Source organism: Thiopseudomonas sp. SA1F2-1K (assembly GCF_057443035.1).
Genome location: NZ_CM172014.1, coordinates 916,203 through 940,526 on the forward strand (window position 1 = coordinate 916,203; position 24,324 = coordinate 940,526).

The 24,324-nt window shown below is 47.7% G+C and carries 19 protein-coding genes and 2 pseudogenes; 16 read left to right on the forward strand and 5 right to left on the reverse strand.

Features of this window, described 5'->3' with window-relative positions; all coding sequences use genetic code 11:
- The first annotated feature begins 122 nt into the window (after positions 1-122).
- From AC2T15_RS04390 to phaC, 6 genes are all read left to right on the forward strand, one after another.
- The gene (locus AC2T15_RS04390; RefSeq protein WP_486778831.1) at positions 123-1,415 is read left to right on the forward strand and encodes an efflux RND transporter periplasmic adaptor subunit; all 1,293 of its coding nucleotides are present in this window, start codon (positions 123-125) and stop codon (positions 1,413-1,415) included.
- Between the two features lie 3 nt (positions 1,416-1,418).
- Positions 1,419-4,505, forward strand: a complete 3,087-nt coding sequence (locus AC2T15_RS04395) for an MdtB/MuxB family multidrug efflux RND transporter permease subunit (protein WP_486778832.1) — start codon at positions 1,419-1,421, stop codon at positions 4,503-4,505.
- Positions 4,502-7,612, forward strand: a complete 3,111-nt coding sequence (locus AC2T15_RS04400) for an efflux RND transporter permease subunit (RefSeq protein WP_486778833.1) — start codon at positions 4,502-4,504, stop codon at positions 7,610-7,612. The genes AC2T15_RS04395 and AC2T15_RS04400 overlap by 4 nt, the downstream gene beginning before the upstream one ends.
- Positions 7,597-9,000 (forward strand): efflux transporter outer membrane subunit, encoded by a 1,404-nt coding sequence (locus AC2T15_RS04405; protein WP_486778834.1) that lies wholly within the window; start codon positions 7,597-7,599, stop codon positions 8,998-9,000. The genes AC2T15_RS04400 and AC2T15_RS04405 overlap by 16 nt, the downstream gene beginning before the upstream one ends.
- 48 nt (positions 9,001-9,048) lie before the next feature.
- Positions 9,049-9,369 carry a monooxygenase gene (locus AC2T15_RS04410; RefSeq protein ID WP_053101707.1) on the forward strand — a complete coding sequence of 107 codons (321 nt, stop codon included), beginning with the start codon at positions 9,049-9,051 and terminating at the stop codon, positions 9,367-9,369.
- 295 nt (positions 9,370-9,664) lie between these two features.
- Positions 9,665-11,368 (forward strand): class I poly(R)-hydroxyalkanoic acid synthase, encoded by a 1,704-nt coding sequence (gene phaC / locus AC2T15_RS04415; protein WP_486778835.1) that lies wholly within the window; start codon positions 9,665-9,667, stop codon positions 11,366-11,368.
- A 95-nt stretch (positions 11,369-11,463) separates the two neighbouring features.
- On the opposite strand, the gene AC2T15_RS04420 is transcribed toward phaC, so the two are convergent.
- Positions 11,464-11,928 carry a YehS family protein gene (locus AC2T15_RS04420; RefSeq protein WP_053101709.1) on the reverse strand — a complete coding sequence of 155 codons (465 nt, stop codon included), beginning with the start codon at positions 11,926-11,928 and terminating at the stop codon, positions 11,464-11,466.
- A gap of 30 nt (positions 11,929-11,958) precedes the next feature.
- Positions 11,959-12,237: a peptidylprolyl isomerase gene (locus AC2T15_RS04425; RefSeq protein ID WP_486778836.1), complete on the reverse strand. Its 279-nt coding sequence runs from the start codon at positions 12,235-12,237 to the stop codon at positions 11,959-11,961.
- A 100-nt stretch (positions 12,238-12,337) separates the two neighbouring features.
- Here AC2T15_RS04425 and AC2T15_RS04430 point away from each other — a divergent pair, with 100 nt between their 5' ends.
- From AC2T15_RS04430 to AC2T15_RS04450, 5 genes are read left to right on the forward strand one after another with little or no spacing between them, the layout of a single operon-like run.
- On the forward strand, positions 12,338-13,000 hold the full coding sequence (locus AC2T15_RS04430) for a 6-phosphogluconolactonase (protein WP_486778837.1): 663 nt from the start codon (positions 12,338-12,340) through the stop codon (positions 12,998-13,000).
- 14 nt (positions 13,001-13,014) lie between these two features.
- Positions 13,015-14,826 carry a phosphogluconate dehydratase gene (gene edd / locus AC2T15_RS04435; protein ID WP_053103596.1) on the forward strand — a complete coding sequence of 604 codons (1,812 nt, stop codon included), beginning with the start codon at positions 13,015-13,017 and terminating at the stop codon, positions 14,824-14,826.
- A 3-nt stretch (positions 14,827-14,829) separates the two neighbouring features.
- The gene (locus AC2T15_RS04440) at positions 14,830-15,474 is read left to right on the forward strand and encodes a bifunctional 4-hydroxy-2-oxoglutarate aldolase/2-dehydro-3-deoxy-phosphogluconate aldolase (protein WP_053101712.1); all 645 of its coding nucleotides are present in this window, start codon (positions 14,830-14,832) and stop codon (positions 15,472-15,474) included.
- A complete protein-coding gene (locus tag AC2T15_RS04445; RefSeq protein WP_486778838.1) occupies positions 15,474-15,917 on the forward strand; it encodes an acyl-CoA thioesterase in 444 nt (147 codons plus the stop codon). Before AC2T15_RS04440 ends, AC2T15_RS04445 begins: the two co-directional genes overlap by 1 nt.
- A 39-nt stretch (positions 15,918-15,956) precedes the next feature.
- Positions 15,957-16,910 (forward strand): tRNA dihydrouridine synthase, encoded by a 954-nt coding sequence (locus tag AC2T15_RS04450; protein ID WP_053101713.1) that lies wholly within the window; start codon positions 15,957-15,959, stop codon positions 16,908-16,910.
- A gap of 56 nt (positions 16,911-16,966) precedes the next feature.
- On the opposite strand, the gene infA is transcribed toward AC2T15_RS04450, so the two are convergent.
- The 3 genes from infA to aat all read right to left on the reverse strand — a co-directional run bounded on the left by infA (position 16,967) and on the right by aat (position 18,756).
- Positions 16,967-17,185: a translation initiation factor IF-1 gene (gene infA / locus AC2T15_RS04455; RefSeq protein ID WP_053101714.1), complete on the reverse strand. Its 219-nt coding sequence runs from the start codon at positions 17,183-17,185 to the stop codon at positions 16,967-16,969.
- Positions 17,186-17,327: 142 nt separating this feature from the next.
- Entirely contained in the window at positions 17,328-18,050 is a 723-nt protein-coding gene (locus AC2T15_RS04460; protein ID WP_486778839.1) for an arginyltransferase, read from the reverse strand.
- Positions 18,043-18,756, reverse strand: coding sequence for a leucyl/phenylalanyl-tRNA--protein transferase (aat, locus tag AC2T15_RS04465; protein ID WP_486778840.1), 714 nt, complete (start codon positions 18,754-18,756; stop codon positions 18,043-18,045). Before aat ends, AC2T15_RS04460 begins: the two co-directional genes overlap by 8 nt.
- A 236-nt stretch (positions 18,757-18,992) precedes the next feature.
- On the opposite strand from aat, the pseudogene AC2T15_RS04470 reads away from it, so the two are divergent.
- The 5 genes and pseudogenes from AC2T15_RS04470 to crcB form a co-directional block, all read left to right on the forward strand.
- Positions 18,993-19,496, forward strand: a pseudogene (locus AC2T15_RS04470) (DNA translocase FtsK 4TM domain-containing protein); the annotation flags it as partial.
- A gap of 816 nt (positions 19,497-20,312) precedes the next feature.
- Positions 20,313-21,884, forward strand: a pseudogene (locus AC2T15_RS04475) (DNA translocase FtsK); the annotation flags it as partial.
- Between the two features lie 33 nt (positions 21,885-21,917).
- Positions 21,918-22,568 carry an outer membrane lipoprotein periplasmic chaperone LolA gene (lolA, locus tag AC2T15_RS04480; protein WP_486778841.1) on the forward strand — a complete coding sequence of 217 codons (651 nt, stop codon included), beginning with the start codon at positions 21,918-21,920 and terminating at the stop codon, positions 22,566-22,568.
- A 39-nt stretch (positions 22,569-22,607) separates the two neighbouring features.
- Entirely contained in the window at positions 22,608-23,930 is a 1,323-nt protein-coding gene (locus AC2T15_RS04485) for a replication-associated recombination protein A (protein ID WP_486778842.1), read from the forward strand.
- Positions 23,930-24,313, forward strand: coding sequence for a fluoride efflux transporter CrcB (crcB, locus tag AC2T15_RS04490; RefSeq protein ID WP_486778843.1), 384 nt, complete (start codon positions 23,930-23,932; stop codon positions 24,311-24,313). Before AC2T15_RS04485 ends, crcB begins: the two co-directional genes overlap by 1 nt.
- The last annotated feature ends 11 nt before the right edge of the window (positions 24,314-24,324 follow it).

Genomic DNA, 24,324 nt, shown 5'->3' on the forward strand with positions numbered 1-24,324 from the left:
ACTATCTTGTTACTCCTAGCGCATACTTTGCGCTAGGAGTAACGTAAATTCCCCGTAAAGTTTCTGACATCCTGAAATTAGCCTGCTATCTTGCACACTCCCAAGGAATGTGACGGTTAATCATGTCTGCTTTATCAACTTCTACAGTTAAAAAATCTCGCGTTAAAACTTTTTTAGTATGGCTGATGTTGCTAGTGCTTATAGCTACTGGCGTATGGTGGTTTTGGTTTAAGCCAGACGCTGAAGTGACAGCTAAGCCCGAAGGGGCAATGATCGGTAGCCCACGACGCGGTGGCAGCTTTATGGGCGCAGCGGTTCCTGTACACTTAGCTGAGGTGCTGCAGTCTGAATTTATTGTTAAGCAGCAAGCGCTAGGTACAGTCACTGCGTGGCAGCAGGCCGAAGTTACCAGCCAGGTTAGTGGTCCGTTGCAGGCGGTTCACTTTAAAGAAGGTGATTGGGTTGAGCAGGGCGTAGTGCTGGCGCAGATTGACCCCAGACCATTTCAAGCCGCGCTCGATCAGGCCCAAGGCAGTTTACAAGAAATGCAGGCACAGCTTAAAAATGCCGAGCAAGAACTTAAGCGCTATCAAGGGCTATTTAAGGATGACTCTATTGCGCGCCAGACCTATGAAAACCAACAGTCCCAAGTCAACCAATTGCGTGCCAGCGTAGTCAGTCGTCAAGCTCAGGTTAAAACAGCCCAGCTAAATTTAGACTATGCAAAAATCACAGCGCCTATCAGCGGCTATTTAGGATTACGCCAAGTCGATACGGGTAACCATTTAACTGCAGGTAGTACAGTATTGGTCAGCATCACTCAGATGAATCCGATTGCGGTGAACTTTACTATTCCAGAGCAGCAATTAAATGAGGTGTGGCAGGCGTATACCCAACAGCAAAAGCTCATGGTGGAAGCTTGGAGTCGTGATGAAACATTACTGTTGGCCGAAGGTACACTGCAAAGTATTGATAACCAAGTTGATAGCAGTACCGGTAGCGTACGATTAAAAGCTGCCTTTGATAATCAGCAACAAACCTTATTTCCTAATCAGTTCGTGAACGTTCGTCTGCATACTAAAGCCTTAGCAGATGCACTATTAATGCCAGCCGATGCGATTCAATTTGGTGTGCAGGGTACCTTTGCTTGGGTAGTGGATGATGAGTTAACAGTAAGTATTCGACCTATCACTGTAGGGCCTAGCGATGGGGTAAATACTGTGGTGCTCTCGGGGTTAGCCGCGGGAGAAAAAGTGGTAGTAGAAGGAGTGGACCGTTTGCGTACTGGCAGCAAAGTTGAGCCCGTACAGCCACCGGCCAATGAGAGCGAGGAGCCCGCTGAAAAATCAATTCAGACCCTTAAGCACACCGAACTCAATAGTGGCGAATCACGTACAGAGCCGCAGGGTCAGTAAGCAATGAATCTGTCACGGATTTTTATTCTGCGTCCAGTTGCTACCACACTGTTGATGGTAGCGATATTTTTGACCGGTATTTTGGCGTATCGCTTACTGCCAGTGGCAGCTTTGCCCCAGGTGGATTATCCCACGATTCGGGTGATGACCTTATATCCAGGGGCCAGCCCTCAGGTTATGACCAGTGCCGTGACGGCACCTTTGGAGCGTCAGTTTGGGCAAATGCCAGGCTTAGAGCAGATGTCATCTACTAGCTCGGGTGGTGCTTCGGTAATTAGCTTGCGCTTCAGTTTGGAAGTTGATTTAGAGATTGCTGAGCAAGAAGTGCAGGCAGCGATTAACGCCGCGACCAATTTATTACCTAATGATTTACCCGCGCCGCCGGTTTATAACAAGGTTAATCCGGCCGATAGCCCAGTTTTAACCTTAGCCATTAGTTCTGACAGTATTCCGCTGCCTGAAGTGAATGATCTGGTAGATACCCGCATGGCGCAAAAAATTGCCCAGATTAACGGCGTAGGCTTGGTCAGTTTGGGCGGTGGCCAGCGGCCAGCAGTACGAATTCAAGCCAATAGTCAGGCGTTAGCTGCAGCTAACCTAACGCTGGCAGATATTCGCAGTGTAATCACGCGGGCAAACGTCAATCAGCCCAAAGGCAGCATTGATGGCCCATCGCGTATTACCCAAATCGATGCCAATGATCAGCTGCGCTCAGTTACAGAATATGAAAACTTAATTCTGACCTATAACGAGGGCAATGCCCTGCGTTTAGGCGATGTTGCCACTATTGTGGATGGTGCAGAGAATCAACGGCTTGCCGCTTGGGCTAATAAACAGCAGGCCGTGTTATTAAACATTCAGCGCCAGCCTGGAGCGAATGTGATTGAAGTGGTGCAGCGGGTTGAGCAGTTACTGCCACAGATTATTAGTAGCTTGCCAGCCGGGGTGGAGGTGAGTGTGTTAACAGACCGCACCCAAACCATTCGTGCCGCGGTGGATGATGTGCAATTTGAAATGTTGCTGGCAATTGCCTTGGTGGTGCTAGTGACGTTTCTATTTTTACGCCGATTTGCAGCTACGTTAATTCCTTCGGTCGCCGTGCCGTTGTCTTTAATTGGCACCTTTGGCGTCATGTATCTCGCCGGATTTTCCTTAAATAACCTCACCTTAATGGCATTAACCATTGCTACCGGCTTTGTGGTGGATGATGCCATTGTGATGTTAGAAAACATTACTCGGCACCTAGAAAATGGTGAGCCACCCTTACAAGCAGCCCTCAAGGGGGCTAAGCAAATTGGTTTCACGCTTATTTCGTTAACTTTTTCTTTGATTGCGGTGTTGATTCCTCTGCTGTTTATGGCAGATGTAGTGGGGCGTTTATTTAGAGAGTTTGCCATTACTTTGGCGGTGGCGATTCTTATTTCACTGGTTATTTCCTTAACCCTCACCCCGATGATGTGCGCCAAACTGTTAAAGCCCAAAGCAGTGACAGATACGCCTGAGCGTGATTGGTTAAGCCGCACTATTGAACATTACAGCCATAGTTTGACTTGGGTATTGCGTCATCAAGGCTTAACGTTATGGGTGGCAGTGGCAACTTTTGCTCTGACCGCCTTGCTGTGGCTTGTGGTACCTAAAGGTTTTTTCCCCGAGCAAGATACTGGGGTGATCCAAGGGATTTCAGAGGCGCCACAGAGTATTTCCTTTGCCGCGATGAGTGAGCGCCAGCAACGTTTAACTCAGGTGTTGTTGCAAGATGAAGCGGTGGCCAGTGTCTCTTCACAAATTGGTATTGATGGAGATAACCCAACCCTTAATACCGGGCGCATGCTGATTAATTTAAAACCTTTTGCCGAGCGTAGTGTAAGCGCCAATCAAGTGATTGAGCGCCTGCGTCCAGAGTTGGCTAAGGTCGTCGGCATTGAGTTATTTTTACAGCCAGTACAAGACCTAAGTATTGAGGATCGAGTGAGTCGTACTCGCTATCAATTTAGTTTGGAGTCGGCAGATCCTCAGCTATTAGAAAGTTGGGCGCCACAACTGATAGAACAGCTGGCGGCCAGTGAGTTATTGCAAGACGTCACCAGTGACTTACAAGCTCAAGGTCTAGAGCTGTACTTGCAACTTGATCGCGATATGGCCGGGCGTTTGGGTGTGACTGTCGCCAGTATCACCGATGCGCTTTATGATGCCTTTGGCCAGCGGCAGATTTCCACGATTTTTACGCAAACCAGTCAGTACCGTGTGGTACTAGAAAGCCAGATCAATGCGCAGCAGATTGAGCAGGCACTAGAGCAAGTGCATGTAAAGAGTAGTCAAGGTGTGGCAGTTAGCTTGCAGCAGCTGATGAAAGTTGAGCAACGAGCGGCTCCTTTATTGGTTAATCACATCGGTCAATTTCCGGCGGTGACGGTTTCTTTTAACCTGGCGCCTGGAGTGTCCTTGGGTGAAGCGGTCAACCTAATTGAGCAAACCGAACAGGCCTTAGCGATGCCCGCAGCCATTCAGAGCCAGTTTCAAGGGGCTGCGGCAGCCTTTAGAGCGTCACTGTCAAGCACGTTATGGCTGATTTTGGCCGCGGTCGTGACCATGTATTTGGTACTTGGTGTGTTGTATGAAAGCTACATTCATCCGATTACGATCCTCTCAACTTTACCCTCCGCAGCGATTGGTGCCTTATTGGCGCTGTTACTAACTGGTACTGATCTGAGCTTGATTGCCATTATTGGCATCATATTATTGATTGGGATCGTGAAGAAAAACGCGATCATGATGATTGACTTTGCTTTGGACGCTGAGCGTAATCAGCAAGTGCCGGCAGAACAGGCCATTTTTCAAGCGGCATTGTTACGTTTTCGCCCCATTTTAATGACTACCTTAGCTGCACTCTTTGCCGCATTACCGCTGATGTTTGCCAGCGGTTCAGGCGCAGAGTTGCGCCAGCCCTTAGGGATTGTGATGGTGGGCGGGTTATTGTTAAGTCAGCTACTGACCTTGTACACCACGCCCGTGATTTATCTGTTTTTTGAGCGTATTAGTCAGCGCTGGCAGCAACGTTCTGCATCCAAAGTGTCTGGAGCGTTGCAGTGAGTTTGTCCGCTCCCTTTATCGTGCGCCCAGTCGCGACTTTATTGTTGACGTTGGCAATAGTGTTGCTGGGTATATTGGGCTTTCGTTTGCTGCCAGTGTCGCCCTTACCGGATATGGATTTCCCTGTCATTACCGTGCAAGCCAGCTTGCCGGGGGCTAGCCCGCAGGTTATGGCAGCGACTGTGGCGACACCACTGGAGCGCTCATTAGGCAGCATTGCTGGGATTGAGCAAATGACCAGTCGCAGTGGCCAAGGTAGTACGCGGGTGATTGTGCAATTTGAACTGGGGCGTGATATTAATGCAGCAGCGCGGGAAGTACAGGCAGCGATTAATGCTGCCCGCGAACTGTTGCCAAGTGGGATGCGTAGTATGCCAACCTACCGTAAAGTCAATCCGACCCAAGCTCCCATCATGGTGCTGGCGCTGACCAGTGAAGTGCTCGAGAAAGGGCAGTTGTATGATCTAGCCTCCACTGTGGTGGCGCAAAAGCTTTCTCAAGTGCAAGGCGTAGGCGACGTGCAAATTGGTGGTAGCTCGCTGCCCGCGGTACGGGTTGAGTTACAGCCTAGGCGTTTAGAGCATTACGGTATTGCGCTGGATGAAGTACGACAAACGATTAATGCGGCCAGTGTGCGTAAACCCAAAGGGCAGCTAGAACAAGGTAGCCAGCACTGGCAAATACAAGCCAATGATCAATTACACACGGCAGAAAGTTTTGCCCCGTTAATTATTCGCTACCATGATGGCGCAGCACTACGCTTATCGGACGTTGCTAAGGTCTATGACAGCGTTGAAAATCGCTATAACAGTGGCTTTTTTAACCATGAAGATGCGGTATTGCTAGTCATTAATCGCCAATCCAATGCCAATATTATTGCCACCATTGAGGCAATCCAGAAGGAGTTACCAAGCTTACAAGCTGTGTTGCCCGCCAGTGCAAATTTGCAGGTAGCCATGGATCGCTCATCGGTGATTCGCGCTACCTTACATGAGGCAGAGCAAACGTTGTTGTTAGCGACTGGCTTGGTGATGTTAGTGGTTTGGCTATTTTTAGGGCATTGGCGTTCAGCACTGATTCCAGCTTTTGCTGTACCTGTTTCGCTGATAGGTAGTTTTGCGGTGATGTATCTGCTGGATTTCTCATTAAACAACCTGTCATTGATGGCGTTAATTATTGCGACCGGCTTAGTGGTCGATGACGCGATTGTGGTCTTAGAAAACATCGCACGTCATATCAAGCTTGGGCTGAGCCCGTTACAAGCAGCGCTTAAAGGCTCTAAAGAAGTTGGCTTTACGTTATTGTCGATGAACCTGTCGCTGGTGGTGGTGTTTGTTTCAATTCTCTTTATGGGCGGCATCATCGAGCGCTTATTTCGCGAGTTTTCGATTACTTTAACCGTGGCAATTTTAATCTCGCTGTTGGTATCGCTAACACTGACGCCAATGCTTTGTGCAAAATGGCTGAGTAGCGATACGGTAACAGAGAGTGAGCAAACAATTAGCCAAAGTCGCTGGCAGCAGCGTAACCAGCAGTTTCAAGCATGGGTATTAGCAGGGTATGAACGGGGCTTAAACTGGTCGCTACGGCATCGAAAAACTATGTTGTTAGGCGTAATCTTTACCATTGCCGCTAATATCGCGCTGTTTGTCAGCGTGCCGAAAACTTTTATGCCACAACAAGACACTGGGCAGTTAATGGGCATGATTCGCAGTGATGACGGACTGTCGTATCACACCATGCAGCCCAAGATGGAAGCCTATCGCCAAGCTTTACTGAAAGACCCAGATGTGGCTAGTGTGGCCGGCTTTATTGGTGGTGGCAGTAATGCATTTTTGATTGTGCGATTAAAACCGATTACCGAACGGAGTTTAGGAGCGCAAGCGATTGTTAATCGATTACGTACGCAAATGCCACAAATTGCAGGCTCACGTTTATTTTTATGGCCAGAGCAAGATATGAATATTGGTGGACGCGAAGGTGGCAGTTCGCAGTATGAATACGCGCTGTTAGCCAGTGATTTAGCTGACTTGCGGGAATGGCATCCCAAAGTGCGCGATGCTTTTAAGAAACTACCAGAACTGACTGACATTGATAGCCGTGAAGGGCGTGGCGCCCAGCAAATCACACTAGCAGTAGACCGTGAGCAGGCAGCCCGTTTAGGTGTAGATATGGCGATGGTGACTGCATTGCTAAATAACGCCTTTAGCCAACGTCAGGTGGCAACCATTTACGAAACGCTTAATCAGTACAGCGTGGTGATGGAACTCGGACCAGAGTTTGTCGGCTCGCCTGAGGCGCTGCATCAACTCAAAATGGTTACGGCAGATGGCAAACAAGTGCCGCTATCGGCATTTACTCGCTGGCAAAATACCTTAGAAAATGAGCGAGTGATGCATGAAGGACAGTTTGCGGTAGAGAGTATTAACTTTGCTTTAGCTGAAGGGGTAAGCCTTGATCAAGCTGCTCGGGCGATTGAGCAAGCGATGGCGGAAATTGCCTTGCCGACCGAAGTACAAGGCAAAATGGGCGGTACCGCAGGTGCCTTTCAAAGTACGCAAAGTAATCAAGGCTGGATGATTTTATTGGCCTTGGTCATTGTGTATTTAGTACTCGGAGTTTTATATGAGAGTTATGTGCATCCCTTGACGATTTTATCTACCTTGCCTTCAGCGGGTGTCGGTGCGCTATTAGCTATTCAGCTGACAGGCGGAGAATTTAGCTTGATCTCATTGCTGGGCTTATTCTTGCTAATTGGGATTGTTAAAAAGAATGCGATTTTAATGATCGACTTTGCCTTGCAACTTCAGCGAGAGCAGGGCATGCCAGCAATCGAGGCTATTCATGCCGCCTGTTTACAGCGTTTTCGGCCGATTATGATGACCACCATGGCGGCTATTTTAGGTGCCTTACCCTTATTGTTGAGTTCAGCGGAAGGTAGCGAAATGCGCCAGCCCTTAGGCTTAGCTATTGTTGGTGGCTTGGTGCTGAGTCAAATGTTGACCTTGTTTAGTACACCGGTGGTGTATTTGTTTTTTGAGCGCTTTAATCGTCAGCGTTCGCGTTTAGTCGTTAATAAGGATTCTGCTCCATGTCCCCGCTCTTAACTTGTCAGTCAGTTGTTGTAAAGCCACTTACTTTCGCTGTGTTATTAGCTATGTCGGGTTGTACCTTAGGGCCAAGTTATGAGCGCCCAGAAGTTAATACGGGAGTAGCCTATCAAGCGTTAAATGGTTGGCAGGTAGCCGGACAAGTGCCAGCAGTAGCCGAAAATTGGTGGCTGTTGTATCAGGCGCCAGAGTTAAATCAGCTGATGCAGCAGCTGGATCAGCAAAATTTGAGCTTACAGGCAGCGGAAGCTGCTTGGCGTGAAGCTAGAGCATTAGTGGGGGGCAGTCGCGCGCAGTTATATCCCAGTGTCGATGGTCGTGTGAATGCCAGTCGTAGCTCACGCAATGAAGCAATCAGTGAGTCAAAAGAAGTCGCCTTAGGCTTAAGTTGGCAGTTAGATTTATGGGGTAAAATCCGCCGCCAAGTAGAAGCCAGTACGGCCAACTTGCAAGCCAGTGCTGCTGACTGGGCTGCAATTAAGCTTAGTTTGCGTACTGAGTTGGCACAAAACTATTTGAACCTGCATATTACTGATCAGCAGCTGGGGTTGTATCAGCAAACTTTAGATAGTTACCGTCGAGCATTAGCTATGACGGAAAAACGTTATCAAGCCGGCTTGGTGACGAAGGCCGATGTCAGCCAAGCGTTAACTCAGTTAAACAATGCCAAGGCGCAGCAGCTAGAGCTTAGCTGGCAGCGTAATCGCTATCAAAATGCGATCGCCCGCTTAGTGGGGTTACCACCGAGTGCCGTGCAGCTGGAACCACAGTTTCATAGATTAGCCGTGCCGGAAGTCCCCAAAGAGTTACCGGCTAACTTATTGCAACGGCGTCCTGATATTGCAGTGGCTGAAGCTCGGGTTAAGGCTGCTAATGCGGAGATAGGGGTAGCCCAAGCTGCTTACTTTCCTGACCTAACGTTATCAGCTAGTTTGGGCTATCAGAGTGAGTCTTTAGCTCACTGGATAAGTACCCCAAATCGTGTGTGGTCACTGGGGCCTGCGTTTGCTATGGCCTTGTTTGATGCCGGAGCGCGTAAAGCTAAAGTAGAGCAAGCAGAGGCGCGCTATGATCAAGTGGTGGCTAATTACCGTTTAGCGGTATTGAATGCCTTGGTAGAAGTCGAGGATTTACTGGGACAAATTAATATGTTGCGTGCATCGTTGGTGGTACAGCGTGAGGCCCATGCTGCCGCGAAAGAGACGTTGCGAATTAATACCAATCAATACAATGCAGGTTTAGTGGATTATTTGTCGGTAAGTACAGCGCAAACGGCATTGCTTAATAGCGAGCGAAATTTGCTTAGTAATGAGGCCAATTATCTTACAGCGCTGGCGCAGTTAATGTCGGCGCTTGGCGGCGGTTGGCAGACAGTAAATCAATAGCCAACGGTTAGAACGTAATAATCGAGAAACAACTCTTAAGGAAAGTGTATGGCTACTTTAATTCAGGTGACTTTTCCATTTAACGGACCTTTTGGTCAAGCGATGACCGATGCTATGCAGGGCTTAGCACAAAGCATCAGCCAAGAACCGGGCTTAATTTGGAAGTTGTGGACAGAAAATGCAGCGCAACACGAAGCGGGTGGAATTTACCTATTTGATACACAAGAAAACGCCAAAAACTATGCCAACATGCATCGCGAAAGACTTTCAGCAAGTGGCGTACAAGATATTGAGGTTAAATATTTTTCAGTGAATCAGCCATTAAGTGAAATCACTCTCGCTAGTTTTTTAAAGCAGAGCGAGCCATAAATCTGTAATAAAGTTTGATCAAGCAAGGCTTTTGTACTATCAACCTTTGGTTAATAGACATAAATCAATAAAAAACTCGATATTAGGAGTGTGTAGGGCAGTTGATGAATTATTGATAGGATAATGGCTCATACATTTTTGTTCTGAATTTTATCAAGATGAACCGATTAAATATGCAACATGCGTTTGTAATAAATAAAAATTCTTTGCCGGCATAGCGGAGTCTTAGGTTGCTGTGAGAGGCATGAACAATAACAAAACGATTCAGTCACTCAAATTTATGGAGAAAGTATAAATGGATAATAAGCCACTGTTCAGTCCTATCTGGTCAATGCAAACACCGTTTGCGGTTGATTTTAGTCTTCAACAGCTTAAAAACTGGATTTCAACTAATACTTGGTTCAAACAGGACGATGTAAGCGAGTGGTTTAATCTTGATTCTGATGTACGAAATCAAATGCAAATGGACTATCAGCGCGAATGGTCTGCTATTGGTTTGCAATTGATGATGCAGCAGCCGTTTACTTTTACCGATCGCCGTTTCTCAAGTGACTATTGGCAAAAACCTTTATTTGGCTCCATTGCGGCTTACTATTTACTGAATTCAAAATTTCTTATGCGCTTAATTGAAGCCATGCCTATTTCAGTGGAAAAGTCTCGCCGCCGCTTAGAGTATTTAGTTGAGCAAGCCATTGCTGCGACTGCGCCCAGTAATTTTTTAGCCAGTAATCCAGATGCACTTCATAAAGCGGTCGAAACCGGTGGTGCCAGCTTATTAAGTGGCATGATGCATCTGATGAGTGATATGCAAGAAGGCAAGATGCGCCAATGTGATGCTGGTGACTTTAAAATTGGCGAAACGGTAGCTGCAACCGAAGGTAATGTGGTGTATGAGAATGATTTATTCCAACTTATCCATTACCAGCCTAAAACAGCTAAGCAATTCAAGCGGCCCATGTTAATTGCACCGCCTGCAATTAATAAATATTACATTTTAGACTTAACTGAAAAAAAATCTGTGGTACGTCATTTACTTGAACAAGGGCACAGTGTGTTCTTAATGTCGTGGCGTAATTTCGATATGGATACGGCGCATATTACTTGGGATGACATGGTGCAAGATGGCATTATTAATGCCATTGGCATTGTTCGAGCACTAACTAAAGAAACAACCCTTAACTGTGTCGGTTTCTGTATTGGTGGCACCTTGCTCTCATCTGCATTAGCTGTATTAGCAGCGCGTGGGGATACTGACTTTGCTAGCTTAACGCTGTTAACTACGTTCTTAGATTATGTCGATACTGGCCCGATTGATGTATTTGTTGATGAGGAAATGGTGCAGTACCGTGAGCGAACCATTGGTGGGCAGCAAGGGGGCTATCCTGGGTTGTTCCGTGGCGAGGATATGGGTAATACCTTCTCTTTGTTGCGTCCCAATGAGTTGTGGTGGAACTACAACGTCGATAAGTACTTGAAAGGCGAAAAACCTAGAACCTTGGATTTATTATTTTGGAATAACGACAGTACCAATTTACCAGGGCCGATGTATTGCTGGTATTTACGCCATACTTATTTGCAGAATGACTTAAAGTCAGGAACCTTATCCTGCTGTGGTGAAGCCTTGGATTTAGCTGCGATTAAGACGCCGGCTTTTATTTTAGGTACCAAAGAGGATCACATTGTTCCTTGGCGCAGTGCTTATGCAAGCCGTCAAGTGCTAGGCGGAGAGACGCACTTTATCTTGGGGGCTTCTGGACATATTGCCGGCGTGATTAATCCGCCTGCAGATAATAAGCGCTCTTATTGGGTGAATGAGGCCCCAGTTGAATCGCCAGAACAGTGGTTTGAAGGGGCAACAGAGCATCCAGGCAGCTGGTGGACTGAGTGGTATGCATGGTTAGCTAAGCACAGTGGGACACAGGTTGCAGCACGCAAGGCGGTAGGTAGTAGTACTTATCCGGTGATTGAGCCAGCGCCTGGGCGTTATGTAAAAGGTTAGTTGTTGCTACGTAGCGGATTTGATGAATCATTAAGCCCTCAATTCATATTGGATTGAGGGCTTTTTATTACATACTAGTTTGCTAGTTTGTTCAGTTAGAGAGCAGGTCGGTAACGACGAGCTAAACCTATTAAGAAACTGCGTAGTAATTGATCGCCGCAACTGCGGTAGTTACTATGTTCTGGGTTACGAAACAGTGCACTTAGCTCATGTTTTGAGAGTTCGAAATCGACTGAGGCGAGTATTTCCAGCATCTCGGCCTCTTGCAAAGAAAAAGCAATGCGTAGTTTTTTCAGGATTTGGTTGTTCGTGAGGCGCAGGTTAGCAGGGGCCATGGATTGCGGGCTAGGTCCCCGTTTTTCGATAATCAAACTGTCTAATACGTTGTGTAAGGTGGCATCTGTGCAACGCTTAAAAGAGCCTTGTTCTTCATTGGCTAAATAGCTTTTAAGTTCTTCAAGACTTAATTCAGGTTGTTTAAGATGAATTAGTGCTAAAAAATCAGGATCGGATAAGTTGAGCGTATAGCGTAGGCTACGCAGTACATCATTATTAATCATAAAATACCTTAAGGGGAAAGAGGTTTGGCTTTAGTCTCGGTAAAATACATGGACTAAATGATAGCCAAACTTAGTTTTGATAGGCCCGTGAACAACACCTGTGGGCTTTTTGAAAATTACTTGATCAATGGCTGGCACCATTTGTTTGGGGCGAACTTCTGCTAGGTCACCGCCACGTTTAGCTGAAGCACAGAGTGAAAATTTTTTGGCTAGTTGATCAAAAGCAGCACCTTTAGCTAAGCGCTGTTTAAGGTTCTCTGCTTCTGCTTGGGTTTTGACTAAAATATGGCGTGCCATTGCAGTAGCCATTGCATACTCCGCTAAAAATAATGAGTTTACTTGATTTCTACTCTAGGCGGGAGGTTGAGGTTAGCTATGGTAAGCTGTAGGTAACAGGGTAGGAGGTATAATGTCACAGGTAAATTGGCAGATATTTACAGAGCGAGACGCTTGTTCAAAGGCATTAGCCCAGGCACTAGCTAAGCAGTTACAAGCGCCAGGGCTAGTTTTCTTACCCGGCGGCTCAACCCCAAAATTGATGTTAACGCAGTTAGCTCAGCAACTAGCCGTTGATTGGGCGCAGGTAGTGGTGAGTGCCACTGATGAGCGCTGGGTAGCGGCAGATGCCGAGAGTAGTAACTTTGCTTTATTATCCCAAGCACTTCCTGCCGCGCAGCATCTGGATCCACGGCAGCAGCAAAGCACGCCAGAGCAGGCTGTGGTTTGCTGGCAGCGGGCTATTTCGCAGCAATTGCCGAGTCGCGCTACGGTTTTGGGCATGGGTGAAGATGGGCACTTTGCTTCTTTATTTCCTGGTATGCCTAATTTGGATTTGGCGCTTAATAGTCAATTGCCAGTAGCAGGGGTAGTGGCAGCGGCACCTAGTGAACCTAAAGTGCGTTTAAGTTTAAATTTAACTGCTTACTATCAAACTAACTGGTTGGCTGTGTTGATTTTTGGTGAGTCTAAAAAAGCCATTCTTGAGCAGGCACTTGCTGGCAATCAGCAGTTACCCATTAGCCATTTTATTCAGCAGAGTCCATTACCTATCACTATTTATTGGGCGCCTTAGCGAGGACTACCGTGATACATCCGCAACTAGAAGCTGTGACTGAGCAGATCCAGCAGCGCTCATTGACCAGACGTGCCGCTTATCTAGAAAAAATTCGCCAAGCCGCTGAGCGTCCGCGTCAGCAAGGATTAAGTTGTTCTAATTTAGCCCATGTCATGGCGGCAGAATCTGAGCAAGAGCGATTGATTATGCGCAGTGGTGGAGCATCGCATATTGCCATCATCTCAAGCTATAACGATATGCTGTCAGCCCATGTTCCCCTAGCCGATTACCCTGAGATTTTAAAAAAAACCTTATTGCAGCGTGGTGCAACCGCGCAGTTTGCCGCTGGTGTGCCGGCGATGTGCGATGGCGTAACCCAAGGCACTGCGGCTATGCAACTGTCTTTATTTTCGCGGGACTTAATTGCCCAGGCAACCGCTATTGGCCTTAGTCATGGGGTGTTTGATGGGGCTTTATACTTAGGGGTTTGCGACAAGATAGTGCCAGGTTTGCTGATTGGTGCTTTGCACTTTGGTCACCTACCTGCGGTATTTGTCCCTGCAGGGCCCATGCATTCTGGTTTGTCGAATCCAGAAAAAGCCGCTATTCGTGAGCGTTATGCTCGCGGTGAGGTCAGTCGTGATGAGTTACTCACTGCCGAGTTAGCGGCTTATCATGAGGCAGGCACCTGCACCTTTTACGGCACAGCTAATACAAATCAGATGCTAATGGAGGCCATGGGGCTGCATGTGCCGGGATCTGCCTTTGTGCATCCACAGACCTTATTACGCACTAAGCTAACTGAGCAAGCAGCACTAACGCTGCTGGAACTCACCAAACAAGGCGAACGCTACCTGCCAGTGGGGCTGCAAATCAACGCTAAAGCCTTGGTCAATGGCATGGTAGCGTTATTAGCCACCAGTGGCTCGACCAACCATGGCTTGCACTTACCGGCGATTGCACGGGCAGCAGGCTATGAGCTGCGCTGGGAGGACTTTGCCCAGTTAGCCCAAGTCGTGCCGCAATTGGCTAAGGTGTATCCCAATGGCGCAGCAGATGTGAATCAGTTTCATGCCGCAGGCGGTGTTGCTTGGGTACTTCGTGAGTTGTTACATGAGGGATTGTTACATGCCGATGTGCAAACCGCGTCAGCGCAAGGAATAAGTGCTTACACCCAAGAGGCGTATTTAAATAAAGAGCAATTAGCTTGGCGCGATTTGCCAGATACATCGCCTGCTGAAAATATTGTTCGCGTCTTCACTGAGCCTTTTGCGCAGCACAGTGGTTGGCATCTATTGCAGGGTAACTTAGGGCGAGCGATGGTGAAAAGCTCTGCAGTGAAGCCTGAGTTTTGGTCAATTAAAGCGCCAGCTAAAGTATTTGCTAGCGAACAGGCTGCCGCTGAAGCCTATCAAGCCGGTACCTTGACTGGAGACTTTGTGATGGTGGTACGTTTTCAAGGACCGCGGGCGAATGGCATGCCAGAGCTGCACTCATTAATGCCTTTGCTAGCTAACTTACAGCAGCGTGGTCAGCGAGTGGCGTTGGTGACTGATGGTCGTTTGTCGGGAGCATCCGGCAAAGTGCTAACTGCATTACATGTAACCCCAGAAGCTGCAACCGAAAAAAGTGTGCTGAGTCTGATCCAAAATGATGATTTAATACACCTAGATGTAGAGGCTAACGTATTACAGCTTGAGGTAACGGCAGAGGAGCTAGCGTGTCGTCAACCTGCCAAGCAGCCTACGGATGAACCCTTTGGTTATGGACTAGAACTTTTTAAAGCGCAGCGCCAGTTGGCTAGCCCAGCCGATCAAGGTGCCAGCTTTCTGACTGAGGAATAAGCCATGAAAATGACGATGGAAGATGTACTCAGAAAAGCATATCCGGTATTGCCAGTGTTGGTCATTGATGATGTCGCACGGGCGGTTGACTTAGCTAAAGCCTTGTATGCTGGTGGCATTAAGGTATTAGAAGTTACGTTACGTACGCCCAATGCGTTGCAGGCGTTAACTCAAATGCGCCAGCAATTACCAGAAATGATTATTGGTGCGGGCACAGTAATTCATGCTGAGCAATTTCAGCAATCGATTGATGCCGGGGCGCAGTTTGCGGTTAGTCCAGGCTTTAGTCGCGGCTTAGTAGAGGAGGCGGCTAAGCATCCTGATTTGCCCTACTTGCCGGCAGTGATGACGCCGTCAGAGGTATTGCAGGCTTTAGAATATGGTTATCGCTCATTAAAGCTATTTCCCGCGAATGGCGGGGCTAGTGTGCGGATGCTGAATAGTTTTAAAGGACCTTTTACTGGTATTAGTTTTTGTCCCACGGGCGGCATTACGCGGGATAACTTATTAAGTTTTTTAAGTTTACCTAATGTGGTTTGTTGTGGCGGTACCTGGATCGCTCCAGCCAGCTTAGTTAATGCCGGGGCCTGGGATCAAATCACTGAGCTGGCGCGTGAAGCCTGCCAGTTAGCCGGAAGCTTAGAGTGATGTCCATTGAGTGGGATTGGCCAGCCCCCTTTACGGTGCCACTAACCGTGACTGATGAGGCGATTGATGAGTTGGGACATGTCAATAATGCCGTGTATGTGCGTTGGATGGAGCGTTGTGCTTGGCAGCATTCACAGGCTTTAGGCTTAGGTTTGGCAGAGTATCAGGCGCTTGATCGGGCGATGGCAGTATTGCGGCATGAAATTGATTATCTAGCCAGTGCTTATCTGGGAGATGAGCTGCTTATGGCGACTTGGATTGTGCAATCTGATCAGCGTTTACGTATGGATCGGCATTTCCAGCTAGTCAGAGTCAAGGATGCCAGCGTATTATTGCGCGCCAAAACCACTTTCGTCTGTATTGAGTTGTCAACGGGGCGACCTAAACGGATGCCTGCGAGTTTTATCCAGGGGTATGGTCAAGCACTGATAGTGCCAGCCTAGTCATTAGTCAGTTATCGAGCAAAAAGAGTAAAACCTAGCGTGCAAATTGCTTTAGCGCCCATGGAAGGGTTAGTAGACGATATTTTGCGTGATATTTTAACGCAAGTTGGTGGTATCGATTGGTGTGTCAGTGAGTTTGTGCGGGTCACTGATCGTATTTTGCCGCGTAAAAGTTTTTTGCGTTTAGCACCTGAGTTGCTTACTCAAGCAAAAACTCCGGTGGGCACCTCAATGCGTTTACAGCTATTGGGCTCTGACCCTAGTTGTTTGGCCGATAATGCCGCTTATGCCTTCAAGTTAGGCGCGCCAGTGGTTGACTTTAACTTTGGTTGTCCGGCCAAAACTGTAAATAAATCGCGAGGGGGCGCTGTCTTGCTGGAAGAGCCCGAATTGCTGTTTCAAATTATGCAAGAGGTTCGCGCCACTGTGCCAGTTGGGGCTAAAATCACTGCAAAAATGCGCTTAGGCTTACAGGATAAGAGTAAGGCGCTTGATTGTGCCCGCGCTTTGGCTGAGGGTGGAGCGCAACAGTTAGTCGTGCATGCGAGAACCAAGGCTGAGGGCTATAAACCGCCCGCCCATTGGGAGTGGGTTGCGCAGGTAAAACAGGTGGTTGACTGTCCGGTATATGCTAATGGTGATATTTGGAGTGTCGAGGATTGGCATCGCTGCCGCGCCGTTAGTGGCGTAGATGATGTGATGATTGGTCGTGGCTTGGTTTGGCAGCCCGATTTAGCAGCACAAATTTTAGCGGTCAAGGAAGGGCGTAGCTTTACTCCTTACACTTGGCGCGAGGTAGCACCTTTAGTAGCTGAGTTTTGGCGACAAGCACGGATTAAAATTAAGCCACAATTTGCCCCCGGTCGTTTAAAGCAATGGCTTGCCCTGTTAGGTAACCGCTACCCGGAAGCACGGCAATTATTTAACCAGTTACGAACGGAAAAAGATTGCACGGTGATTGATCAGTTGTTACTGCAAACAGTCGCCCAATAGCTAAAACAAAACAGCCGAACTTAAAGTTCGGCTGTTTTGATTAAATAGACGGCTGATTAGCGGGCGCGGTAGGTGATGCGGCCTTTGCTTAAATCATACGGCGTTAGCTCAACGCGCACTTTGTCACCGGTTAAAATACGGATATAGTTTTTACGCATTTTTCCTGAGATATGTGCAGTAACCACGTGACCATTTTCTAGCTCTACACGAAACATAGTGTTAGGCAAGGTGTCAACAATGGTGCCTTCCATCTCAAAGCTGTCTTCTTTAGACATCCAATAAAACCCTCGATAATACTAAAAGTAAGCCTCAGTACTGAATTGTCGTCGAGGCGAAAGCGGAGCATATTTTAAGCTAAATCAATCAAAAAAGCCAGATAACTCGCTGAGCTATTTCAAAAAGCGCAAGTTAACGTGGTTATTTGGGGGCAAATGCATGCCACTGCTCATTAAAATATAGCTCAAAGGGGGCGTAACCGGTTTTGTAGTCCATCTTAGGATGTTCGGCAATCCAAAAACCTAAATAGACGTAAGGTTTTTGCTGTTGCTGCGCAAGTTCAATTTGCTTAAGTACGGATAAGCTGCCTAGGCTCAGATGGGCTAGATCTGGATCAAAAAAGGTGTATACCGCCGATAAAGAGTTCGCTAAAAAATCAGTCACCGCCACGGCAAGCAACTGGTTTGAGTGTTTATCACGCAGTTCAACCAATTGGGTTGAGCCAGCATGCTGGATTAGAAAACTATGATAGCTTTGGCGTGAAGGTGGAAACATATCACCATCTGCGTGACGCTGCTCTAAATAGCGATAGTACAGGGCGTAATGTTCCTCAAGAAATTCCGGTTGGCGAATCTGAGTGAGCACATGGCGATTGCGATTGAGTAGCTTGCGTTGGGTGCGTGAGGGTTTGAACTGCTGCACTGGCACCCGTAGCGAAACACAGCGTTCGCAATTTTGGCAGTGGGGCCGATAAAAATACTGCCCATTACGTCGAAATCCGGCAGCACCCAGCTGCTCTTGTAGGTCAAGACTAAGCTCGGTGTCGGGATGAACCAGTAAGTTGGATGCCTTTCGGTCATCAAAGTAGCCGCAGGATTCATTGTCCAGTAGCACTACTGGAATGTGCTCAAGGGAGTTAATCATTGTGCTTATCCAGTACCAGCGAAAGCGAGCGGGGTGTCCAGTCCATGCGACAGGGGCGATCAGCAAACTGATTTAAAAAATCGGCAAATGCCGTGCGGCTGATGGGTTCTGCCCCGAAACTGGCCAAGTGTTCAGTGTGAACTTGGCAGTCAATTAAAGCAAACTGCTGGGCTTTAAGCTCACTCACTAAGGTGGCAAAGCCTACTTTCGAGGCATTATTGACCCGACTAAACATAGATTCACCAAAAAACACTTGGCCTAAAGCAACGCCATATAAGCCGCCGACTAGTTCTTGTGCTTGCCATACTTCAACCGAGTGGGCGATTCCTGCGTGATGCAGTTGTTGGTAGGCCGTTTGCATGGCTTGAGTAATCCAAGTGCCATGGGCATCGCGGGGAGCGGCGCAGCCGGTTATGACCTCAGCAAAGGCTTGATTTAAGGTGACGCTAAACTGCGCTTTACGGAATGTTTTACGCAGGCTTTTGCTTAGGTGAAAACGCTCTGGAAATAAGACCGTCCGCGGATTAGGCGACCACCATAGGATAGGCTGACCTGGACTAAACCACGGAAAGCATCCATGTCGATAGGCGGCAGTGAGGCGCTCCACTGATAGGTCACCGCCTCCGGCGAGTAATCCGTCGGGTTGCTTGAGAGCCGTGCTTAGAGGTGGAAAGTCGCAGTTATCAGGGCTAAGCCAAGGCAGCATGCTAGATCCTTTAAGTAAAAGTGCCAACAAAATAAGTTCCACCATAGAGCAAAATATTTACTTTGGAAACTTGCTTAATCGGGCATGAAATTTTCACTGTAAATCCGTACAATGCATGCTTTTACTGTGGTTGTTATTTTACTGGTAGCGAGTCAGGTATTCCTTTGAAAAAGTTGAGTAAGCAAAAGAGTAGTGAGCGTCAGCCAATCTCTTGGCATGAACAGGTTCAGGTCCGGATGAAAGAAGGGCTGGTGTTGCTGCTGGTGGTGCTCAGTGTATTTTTTTGGATGGTGTTAATTAGTTTTAATCCTAAAGACCCGAGTTTTAGTCAAGCCAGTATGGATGCAGTCCCAGTGCAAAACTGGGGAGGGCGCTTAGGGGCTTGGGTGGCGGATATTTTATTTAGCGCTGTGGGCTACTTTGCTTGGGTGTTTCCAATTTTACTGGTGATTAAAACCATTCAAGTATTTTTACGCCGTTATCAGCCAATTGAGCTGGACAGCAAAGTGTTAGTAATACGCAGTGTGGGCTTTATTCTGTTGATGGTGTCTGGCGCTGGTTTGGCTTATATCTTTCAGCTTAAGCCAGCAGATCAGTTGACCAACTACAATATTATTGGCGAAACCCTAGGCGGTATAGCGGTATCTTTGCTTAATAGCCAAGGTGCTAGCTTATTACTATTTGCTGCTTTTTTAATTGGATTTACTACCTTTACCAATCTGTCCTGGTTCAATTTAATGGATAAAATCGGCAAGTATGCACTGGTCTTATGGGAGCGTTTGGTCAGTAACTTTCAGGATCGCCAACAACGCCGTGCCGAATTAGCCGAGCAAGCCGCTGAGGAGATGCTTGAGGAAGAAGATGAGTTAGACGCTCAGCCAGTGGCCTCGCTCAAACAGCGTAAAGAGCCCGAGTTAACCTCATTTTCCGCCACGGTTGATACAGCGGATACAACCTCAGGCTTTGATCAGCAACCTGCAATCGCCTTTGAGAATGTGAGCTCCTTAGCCTCTATTCGTGATCAGTTAGTCCGTGAGCCCGTAGCACCAGTCAGTGGGCCAAAAATTCACCGAGTAGCACCTGCAGCACGTCCTGCGCCTGTTTCTGAGCCAGCTATGCACGTGGCCCCCGTCGTTGCTATTGACGAACCAGAAGATAAAACCGAAGTATCTGTTTCCACTCGCTTTATTCGCCGTCCAGCCAGCGAGCGTACTGAGCCTACGCTTTCTTCGCTAACCCTAGAAGAAGACTATTTAGTGACAGAAGAGGATGCGTTCGACGTAGCCCCTTTAACTGAGCTAGATACCGCAATCGATCAGCCGGCTCCAGCGTCAGCGCCAGAAGTTGCTAGCGCAGCGCCTAGTGCCGCCAGTCAAACGGCGTCTGAGAGCCTAGCCGATATGAGCGTGCCAAGCATTAGCCGCAGTTATCAAACCGAGCAACCTAATCAGTTTGCGCAGTGGCAACCGAGCACTAGTCCTAATTTAGTTACAGCTCAAACTTTTGCAGCAGCTCAGCCAGTGTCACCTGCAGCGCCTGAGTCTGCGGTATCTCAGCCTACTATTGGTCCTGCAACGCCAGCTATGTATCACCCAGAGCCGGTAGCGAGTGCACCTATTACCCCGATGACCACCGTTGATCGCGGTCTAGTGGGCACCTTGCCGCCCCTGAGTTTATTGGATACGCCTTCAGCTAAAGCGATTAGCTACAGTGAGCAAGAGCTCATGGAGATGTCCCATACGCTAGAAACCAAGCTCAAAGAGTTTGGCGTTCAGGTTACTGTCGAGTCAGTGCATCCGGGGCCTGTAGTGACACGCTTTGAGATTGAGCTAGCGCCTGGAATTAAAGTTAGTAGGATTACCAACTTAGCCAAAGACTTAGCCCGCTCCATGGCTATGATCAGTGTGCGAGTGGTTGAGGTGATTCCAGGTAAAACCACGGTTGGGATTGAAGTGCCCAATGAAAACCGCCAGATCGTGCGCTTAGTTGAGGTAATTGATACCCCAGAGTTTGAAGATAAGCAGTCGGCAGTGTCATTAGGCTTGGGGCATGATATTAGTGGTCAGCCGGTAACTGCTGATCTTGCGAAAATGCCACACTTATTGGTGGCAGGTACTACCGGATCAGGTAAGTCGGTAGGGGTTAACGCGATGATTCTCTCGATTTTATTTAAATCGACTCCAGAGGACGCGCGCTTGATCATGATTGACCCCAAAATGCTAGAGCTCTCAATTTATGAAGGGATTCCGCATTTATTATGTCCGGTAGTGACGGATATGAAAGAGGCTGCCAATGCACTGCGTTGGTGTGTGGCTGAGATGGAGCGCCGCTATAAGTTAATGGCAGCGATGGGGGTTAGAAACCTAGCGGGCTTTAATGAGAAAATCCGCCAAGCCGAGATGGCTGGGCAGCCTTTAGCGGATCCGACTTATCGCAAACAAAGCCCAGATGATTTGCCGCCAACCTTAACTAAGCTGCCAACCATTGTGGTGGTGGTTGATGAGTTTGCCGACATGATTATGATCGTTGGCAAAAAAGTTGAAGAGCTAATTGCACGTATTGCACAAAAAGCACGGGCAGCAGGAATCCATTTAATTTTAGCGACCCAACGTCCTTCGGTGGATGTGATTACTGGCCTAATTAAAGCCAATATTCCCACCCGTATGGCCTTCCAAGTCTCTAGTAAAATTGACTCGCGGACTATTTTAGATCAGGGCGGAGCAGAACAACTGCTAGGCCACGGCGATATGCTGTACCTACCTTCAGGTACTAGTGTGCCGACTCGGGTGCATGGTGCCTTTGTTTCTGATGAGGAAGTGCATCGTGTGGTAGATGCTTGGAAACAACGAGGTGCGCCTGATTATATTGAAGAGATTCTCGTCGGTGAGGAAGAGTCAGAGGCAACCATGGCCACCGATGGTGAAGAGGATGATCCACTGTTTGATGAGGCTGTATATTTTGTGACAGAGTCGCGCCGGGCTTCTATATCAGCGGTACAACGTAAGCTACGTGTTGGTTACAACCGTGCTGCACGGATGATTGAGGCAATGGAAGCAGCGGGGATTGTTTCAGAAGCGGCACATAATGGCTCGCGTGAGGTCATAGCTCCGCCGCCAGTTAAAGACTAGTAGGCAGTGATCGTTATTGAAGAAGGGATAAGTATGTTTAAGCGTATTTTTTTAGCAGTAAAAACTGTCGCCATTGCTGGTGCTGCTTGTTTAGCATTAATGACAACACCGCTGTATGCTGATCAAGCTGCATCAGTAAAGCGTTTGAGTGAGCTGTTGGGTAAGGCTGAGACTTTAGAAGGCCGCTTTTCTCAGATGACCTTAGACAGTGCAGGTTCTTATATGCAAGAAACCAATGGCAGCATGGTGCTTAAGCGGCCAGGACTGTTTTATTGGCATACTGATGCACCAATGGAGCAGGAACTGATTTCTAATGGGAAAAAGATCTGGCTGTATGACCCTGACTTAATGCAGGTTACAGTCCAAGCAATGGATCAGCGCCTTACCCACACTCCAGCGCTATTGCTGTCGGGTGATTTGAGTAAAATTACCGAGAGTTTTTCTGTGTCGCACCAAGAGGGTGGCAGTGTGGTTGATTTTACTTTAAAGCCATTGGATCCTGAAACCTTATTTGAAACTTTGCGCTTATCTTTTCGCAATGGATTAATTAATGACATGCAGTTAGTCGATGGTTTGGGGCAACGAACGAATATTTTATTTTCAGCGGTCAAAATGAATCAGCCAGTGGACGCTAAACGATTTGAGTTTGTGATTCCTAAAGGCGTGGATGTGATTGAAGAGTAAAGGCTTCATCGATCAAGTTAGGTAATTATTGAGGGCAGAGTGGATCTTTTTACGCAGACTAATCCGGTACAACCCCTAGCTTCGCGCTTACGCGCCGCGAACTTAGATGAATATGTGGGGCAGCAGCATATTTTGGCCCGGGGTAAGCCATTGCGTGAAGCGATTGAGCAAGGTGCACTGCACTCGATGATTTTTTGGGGGCCGCCTGGCGTGGGTAAAACCACGCTGGCACGGTTACTGGCTCAAGTTACCGATGCTCATTTTGAAACGATTTCTGCAGTGCTATCTGGGGTAAAAGAAATTCGCGAAGTGGTGCAGATTGCAAAACAACAAGCGGCCCAAGGTCGGCCGACTATTTTGTTTGTTGATGAAGTGCATCGTTTTAACAAAAGCCAGCAAGATGCTTTTTTGCCCTATGTTGAAGATGGCACCTTTATTTTTATCGGCGCTACGACTGAAAACCCTTCGTTTGAACTGAATAATGCGCTGTTATCCCGAGCGCGCGTGTATGTTTTACAGCGCTTAGATGAGCAGGCGCTGGCGGAATTAATGCAGCGTGCTTTAACTGAAGAGAAGGGGTTAGCTGCAAGACAACTCAGCGTGACCGACGAAGCGCAGAGCTTGTTAATCCAAGCTGCCGATGGTGATGGTCGGCGCTTATTGAATTTATTAGAAAATGCTGCTGATTTAGTTGAAGATCAGGGCGAAATAAATAGCGCCCTATTAGAGGGTGTGTTGGCTGATAGCTTTCGGCGGTTTGATAAAGGCGGCGAAGCGTTTTACGATCAAATTTCTGCGTTGCATAAATCGGTGCGTGGCTCCAATCCGGATGCTGCCCTGTACTGGTTTACACGCATGCTCGATGGCGGCTGTGATCCCTTATATATTGCCCGCCGCGTCGTTCGTATGGCCAGTGAAGACATTGGTAATGCTGATCCTCGGGCATTGGGATTATGTTTAGATGCCTGGCATGTACAAGAACGTTTGGGTAGTCCGGAAGGCGAGTTGGCTGTTGCTCAGGCTATTACTTATTTGGCCTGTGCCCCTAAAAGTAACGCGGTGTATATGGCTTATAAAGCAGCACGTCGAGATGCAGAGCAGTATGGCTCGCTGGATGTGCCCTTACATCTACGTAATGCACCAACAAAGCTCATGAAAAACTTAGGGTATGGTGCAGCTTATCGTTATGCCCATGATGAGCCAGAGGCTTATGCGGCCGGTGAAGATTATTTTCCAGAAAGCATGACGCCGACTCAGTATTATCAGCCAGTACCAAGGGGATTAGAGCTAAAGATAGGTGCTAAACTGCAGCATTTACAGCAACTTGATCAGCTAAGCCCAACTAAACGTCGGATAGATTAATGCCTGGAGTCAGTTTGCTGCTGGTGGTGATGCTGGGAGGTGCCATTGGCAGTTTATTACGTTTTATTGTGAGTTATGGTTTTACAATAAATAACCAACCGGCTTACTTGGCAACCTTGGCGGTAAATTTAGTCGGCAGTTTTGCCATAGGTTGTTGCTATGCCTGGTTTAGTTCGAGGGCCGGGGTAAGTGAGGCGACACGTGTGTTGCTGATGACAGGGTTATTAGGCGGTCTTACTACATTTTCTAGTTTTACTTTAGAGTCACTGAGGCTGTTAGAAAATGCACAGTGGAGTGGCGCTTTATTTTATATACTGGGTAGCCTGCTAGGGGGCTTAGTTGCTGCTTGGTTAGGTGTATTTTTGATTAGAACAATAGGTTAATGGATAAATAA